The following is a 4,774-nucleotide window of genomic DNA, read 5'->3' on the forward strand; positions in this document are numbered from 1 at the left end:
CCCCCGGCCGCACCGAGAACTGCCAGGTCGGCACCTTTCTCGCCTACGCCTCCGGGCGGGGGTGGGCGCTCATCGACCGGGAGCTGTATCTGCCGAAGTCCTGGACGGACGACCGGGAGCGGTGCCGGGCGGCCGGTGTCCCGGACGAGGTGCCGTTCGCCACGAAGATCGAGCACTTCCAGACGATGCTCCAGCGCGCCCTTGATGCGAAGCTGCCGTTCGCGTGGGTGACTGCGGACGAGGCATACGGGCAGGCCAAGCGGCTGCGGTACTGGCTGGAACAGCGCGGGGTCGCGCACGTGCTGGCGACCGAGATCAACGACACCGTCGTCACCGCCCGGGGCGCTGACATCCGTGTTGATGTGCTGGTGGCCGGTCTGCCACGACAGGCGTGGAAACGCCTGTCCGCCGGCCCGGGCGCCCACGGGCAGCGGATCGACGACTGGGCCCGGGTGCCGATCCGGATCCGGTGGGAGAACGGCTTTGGCCACTGGGTCCTGGCCCGCCGCAGCGTCAGCAGCCCCACAGACATCGCCTGCTACGTCTGCTATGGCCCGGTCAGCACCCGATTGAGGGACCTCGCCCGGGTGGCCGGAGCCCGCTGGCAGGTGGAGGAGTGTTTCCAGGCTGCGAAGAACGAGTGTGGCCTGGACCACTACCAGGTCCGCCGCTACGACGCCTGGTACCGGCACATCCCCCGCTACAGCCACTACAAACGACGAGGCCACATCCTGCAACGGTGATTGCAGTATTAGCCGAGCAGTGCGTTCATCGGGTGAGGGACGCTCAGCGGACCCACACTTCCCAGGCCCCATCGTTCCAACGGCACTGGAACTCCCTGTACAACCCCTCGTCAAGGAGGGCCTTTCCCTCCACCTGACACGTGTGGTGATTCGTGAACCCACCGACCAGGTGGAAGCCGTCGGGGTCGGTAGCGGCGGACGCAGGGCCCGCAGTCAGTGGGATGGTGACGGCTGCGGTGCCGACTACGACAGCGGCGGCGATACGGGAACGCCAGGACTTCATGTATGTCTCCTTATGGACTGAGCCGGGTCCTACGGGCCGACCATCGCCCCGAGGCGGCTTGCAGTAAGTCAGACGACACCCCCACGGCGAGAGATCAGGCACGTGTGGAGATCCGGTGAACATGGGACCGGCAGTACCGCGACCTGATCGTGCGGGCGCACAACCAGCTCGACGGCCCGATCGTCCTTGATCGCGAGTTGCGCCGAACGATTTACAGTCTCTTGGTGGAGAGCAGGTGTTCGGTGCCGTGTTCGAGGGCCTTGGCCGTCTCGGTGGAGCGGGGGAGCATGGTCTTCTCGTAGGTGCGGATGGCGTCGTCGACGGTAGCGGCGTTCGCGAGGGCGAGCGCGAGTTCGCTGGCGTCGAGCATGGCGAGGTTGACGCCGACGCCGAGCGGGGGCATGAGGTGGGCCGCGTCGCCGAGCAGGGTCACCGTTGCGTTGTGGTTCCAGGTGTGCGGGACCGGGAGGGCGAGGATCGGGCGGTCGATGTAGGGGCCGTCGTTTTCGTTGATCATCTGGCGCATGCGGGGCGACCAGTGGGCGTACTCGTCGCGTAGCACGGCTCGGATGCCGTCGGTGTCCTCGGCGGTCAGCCCGTTGGCTCTGATCCAGTCGGCCGGGACGCGTTGGATGATGTAGACGCGGATGTGGCCTCCGCTGTTGCGCTGGGCGAACAGGGCGCGTTCGCCGTCGGCTGCGTGGGCGCTGCCCGAACCGACCAGTTCGGCGATCTCGGGGTGTCGGTTCTCGACGTCGGAGAACCGTGCTTCCAGGAAGCTGACCCCGGTGTACTCGGGGACGGCGGGGGACAGGGCAGGGCGTACCCGGGAGAAGGCGCCGTCGGCGCCGATGACCAGATCGGTCTCGGTGCTCGTGCCGTCGGCGAAGTGCAGTCGCCGCGGCCCATCGGCGGGTCCGCTGATCCTGTCGAGGGCGCGACCCCAGTGCACGGTTCCCGGCTGCAAGGAGTCGAGCAGCAGGTTGCGCAGCTGGCCGCGGTCGATTTCCGGCTTGAAGAGCTCGTCGGGTGCGGGGACTTGATGGGACGTGATCGTGCCGGTCTGGTCCATCTGGCGCATTTCCTGCCCTTCGGGACGGGCGAGGGCGAAGAACTCGTCGAGCAGGCCGGCTTCGCGCAGGGCGGTCTGGCCGTTGTCGGCGTGCAGGTCGAGGGTGCCGCCCTGGTTGCGGGCGTCGGGGCCGGGGTCGCGGTCGTAGACGGTGACCGTGATGCCGCGCTGCTGGAGGATGCGGGCACAGGTCAGTCCGCCGGGTCCGGCGCCAATGACGCTGATGCTGGCGTTGGTGGGCTCTGGGCAGTTCACGGTTGTTCCTTCCGGTCGGCGAAGGGGAGACGTCGGGCGGGCAGGGCGGGCCGGGGTACTCCGGCGTCGGGGCCTCGGACATGGAAGTGGCCGTGCCGGCAAGAACGTCCGGCCAGGTACTCACAACCTCATAAAATCAGAACAGGAAAAAAAGTGCAACGACTCTACTTAGCGAGGGGTTCGACTATCGGATAGGCTCTAGTCATGAGTGTGCCCCCCATCAGCCGCCGCGACCGCAAGAAGGCGGCCACCCGGCAGGCAATCGCCGACGCCGCACTGCAGCTCTTTCTGGAGCGTGGCTACGATCAAGTAGGCATCCGTGACATCGCTGACGCCGCTGACGTATCGACCGCTACGGTGTTCAAGCACTTCAGCGGCAAGGAAGCGCTGGTATTCGACCAGGACCAGGACCGGGAGTCAGAGCTGATCGCGGCGGTGCGGGAGCGGCCCTCTGGTCAGAGCATCCTCGACGCCCTCCGACAGCACTTCCTCGACGCCTGGCCCTCGATCGAGGCGCATCCTCAGGCGGCCGAGTTCACCCACCTGGTGGACTCCACGCCGGTGCTGCGCGCGTACGCCGACCGCATGTGGACCAGGTACACCGACAGCCTCAGCGCAGCCATCGCCGACGAGGTCGGCGTGGACCACGACGACCTCACATGTGTGGCTCTTGCTCGATTCGCACTCGACGTTCCATCCCTTGTTCGCGGTCGGCAGGACCGTCGAGCCGCCGCCGAGGCAATCTTCGACATCCTCACACACGGCTGGGAGCGGCCCAAACAGTAACTGTGATTGCAGTATTGGGCCTGCTGTCGATGGTAGGAGGCCAGAGGGGCGGCAAGCAGCCCCACCGCGCTTCCGCACGGTGGGGGCTTTTCTAAGTTGCCGTGTAGTACGGCGGTTGGGGTCAGACGGTGCCGAGCTCGCCGGACTTGACACCGGTCACGAAGGTGGCGAAGGCGTCGGTGGAGGGGTTCAGCGCGGGGCCGTTGGGGTTCTTGGAGTCGCGGACGGGAACGATGCCGTGGGAGGCGGTGAGGTTGGCGGCGACTTCGATGCACTGGCCGCCGTTCTCGCTGTACGAGGACTTGAGCCAACGGGGGGATTCGGTCGTCACGGGATGCCCTTTCGCAACTTGTTGATCAAGGCCACGGATTCCGCCTGGGACAGCGCTTCGGCCTGTAGCTGATGGTAGGCCGTCAGCAGAGGTACCACCGAGGTGCTTTCGCGCTCCAGATGTCCCCGATGGGCTGACTCGGCGTACGACATGATCGAGCGGTCCGGCAAGGTCACGATGGTGAACGGCAAGCTGAACGGGCGGCGTTCGCCCATGCTGAAGGGGGCGATCTGGAACACGGTGGTCGGCATCTCGGCGAACTCCAGGAGCCGCGCCAACTGTGCGTCCATGACGGCCGAGCCGCCAATGGGGCGGCGGATACAGCTCTCGTCCAGCACGGCCAGGACCAGCGGTGAGGGCGTCCGGACGAGCGCGGCTTGTCGTTCTGCGACGAGGGACACACGTTCCGCCGCCTGCTCGATGCTGATCGCTCCCCGTTTGACCGCGCTTTCGGTGATGACCGTCGCGTACTCCGGTGTCTGGAGCAGGCCGGGCACGACACCCACTTCGTACAGCCGGATCTCGGCCGCCCGACCCTCATGGCCGAGAAACTCCGGGAAGCCCTCCAACAGGGAGCCGTGCCGCATCTCGCGCCACTCGCGTTCAAACGTGTCGAACCTGTCTCCGATGCCGAAGGCGCGGTCCGCACTACGCGAGAAGCGCAAGGTCGGGAGTTTGCGACCAGTTTCGACGGATGAAATATGCGTGCTGGAATATCCCATCTGCCCGGCCAGATCCTCCTGCGTCCAGCCGCGGTCCTCACGTGAACTGCGAAGCCGTGCGCCGAAGGCGGCCTCCGGCGAGCTCTCCGGGTTCAACTCCTTGCGGTTCAAAGGATTATCACCAACCTTCCGTCCTGGTCCGCCACGTTGAATGGTTCCGGACCGTGAGCAACGCTGGGCCGCCTTGGTAGTGGAGTCACTACGGAGAGGAGCGGCGATGTCTGGATTGGACGTTCCCCCGAACGAGCAGGAGCCCCCGCCCGTCCCGGCGCCCGGCACCCTCATGATGGACGTTTTACGGGAACGGGTGGGCGAGTTCCGTGGCGAGTGGTGCGGCCAGTGGTCGCTGCGTCCGGTAGGCGGCGGGGTCGAATGGACCGTTGATCCCAGGGACGTTCGGCCGGCCGGTCCGATAGAGCGTCTGCGTGCCGAGTTGGACCGTGCCAATCGTCGTAGTCGGGGTGAGCTGCTGTGACGGGGTTGATCCTGGTGGAGGCGTACGCGGGTGATGGTCGGTCGGCTCTGTGTCTTGGTGGGGTGCCGGTGGGGTCTCCTCGGCTGGCGTTGCGGTGGCTTCGGGGT

General features: G+C 66.6%; 5 protein-coding genes and 1 pseudogene. 3 read left to right on the forward strand and 3 right to left on the reverse strand.

The features are described from left to right. Positions 1–695 (forward strand): annotated as a pseudogene (locus tag WA762_RS35260) (IS701 family transposase); the annotation flags it as partial. Positions 696–1,237: 542 nt separating this feature from the next. Here the strand turns inward: WA762_RS35260 and WA762_RS35265 are convergent. Further along, positions 1,238–2,353 (reverse strand): FAD-dependent oxidoreductase, encoded by a 1,116-nt coding sequence (locus tag WA762_RS35265; protein WP_335941676.1) that lies wholly within the window; start codon positions 2,351–2,353, stop codon positions 1,238–1,240. Between the two features lie 204 nt (positions 2,354–2,557). On the opposite strand from WA762_RS35265, the gene WA762_RS35270 reads away from it, so the two are divergent. After that, complete coding sequence (locus WA762_RS35270) at positions 2,558–3,139, forward strand: TetR/AcrR family transcriptional regulator (protein WP_335941677.1); 582 nt, start codon at positions 2,558–2,560, stop codon at positions 3,137–3,139. Between the two features lie 121 nt (positions 3,140–3,260). Here WA762_RS35270 and WA762_RS35275 read toward each other — a convergent pair whose 3' ends face one another. Both WA762_RS35275 and WA762_RS35280 read right to left on the reverse strand, forming a co-directional pair. After that, positions 3,261–3,470, reverse strand: coding sequence for a DUF397 domain-containing protein (locus WA762_RS35275; RefSeq protein WP_335941678.1), 210 nt, complete (start codon positions 3,468–3,470; stop codon positions 3,261–3,263). After that, entirely contained in the window at positions 3,467–4,303 is an 837-nt protein-coding gene (locus WA762_RS35280) for a helix-turn-helix domain-containing protein (RefSeq protein ID WP_335941679.1), read from the reverse strand. Before WA762_RS35280 ends, WA762_RS35275 begins: the two co-directional genes overlap by 4 nt. A gap of 106 nt (positions 4,304–4,409) precedes the next feature. Between WA762_RS35280 and WA762_RS35285 the strand changes: the two genes are divergently transcribed. After that, positions 4,410–4,667, forward strand: coding sequence for a hypothetical protein (locus WA762_RS35285; protein ID WP_335941680.1), 258 nt, complete (start codon positions 4,410–4,412; stop codon positions 4,665–4,667). Positions 4,668–4,774 lie beyond the last annotated feature (107 nt).

The organism is Streptomyces tyrfis (assembly GCF_037034285.1).
Lineage (GTDB): Bacteria > Actinomycetota > Actinomycetes > Streptomycetales > Streptomycetaceae > Streptomyces.